A 582-nucleotide genomic window follows, 5' to 3' on the forward strand; every position below is an offset into this window, starting at 1 on the left:
CCTGATCGGCCAGCTCGGCGACCATCTCGGCGGGCAGGTCGTCCACGGGCAGCCAGCCAACGGCGGGCGGGAGCGCGGAGCGCCACAGGATGTCCTGCGGCGGCCCCGGATCGACCCGCTCACCACCGACGACGGCGAGCGAGGCCAGCAGTTCGTTGCCGTTGACCGTGAGGTCGCTCGGCTCCACCTGACCGCGCACGGTGCGGGTGACGAGGGTGTCGAACGGGGTCGACGCCCACGCTTCCAGCAGCTGGTCGCCGCTGGCGCTGGACCGCGTGCGCAGCCGGACCAGGACTCCGGTGTCGAGCCGGACCGCGCGCGCCACGAAGGCGCCGAGGTCGTCGCGCTCGTCCTTGTCGGCGATGAGCAGTTCAGGCATGGACGTCCTCCACCACGTACTCCGCGAGGAACTCGCGCTCTTCCTCGGCGAGCCTGCGCGGGCGCGTCGTTGTCACGTGGAACCCCGCGACGAGCACCTCACCGACCGCGGCGACCCTGTCCTCCTCGGACGGTCCACAGTGGACGGTGTGGCGCATGACGAACGTGGCCGGGCGCAGGTCGCTGACGTCGACCCGGACCCGG

General features: G+C 72.3%; 2 pseudogenes. Both read right to left on the reverse strand.

The features are described 5' to 3' along the window. Positions 1-379: pseudogene (locus tag CCN37_RS37630) on the reverse strand (hypothetical protein); the annotation flags it as partial. Further along, a pseudogene (locus tag CCN37_RS40545) lies at positions 372-582 on the reverse strand (acyl-CoA thioesterase); the annotation flags it as partial. The pseudogenes CCN37_RS40545 and CCN37_RS37630, both read right to left, overlap by 8 nt.

Source organism: Allokutzneria sp. NRRL B-24872, from assembly GCF_002155965.1.
In the GTDB taxonomy this organism is placed as follows: Bacteria; Actinomycetota; Actinomycetes; order Mycobacteriales; family Pseudonocardiaceae; genus Allokutzneria.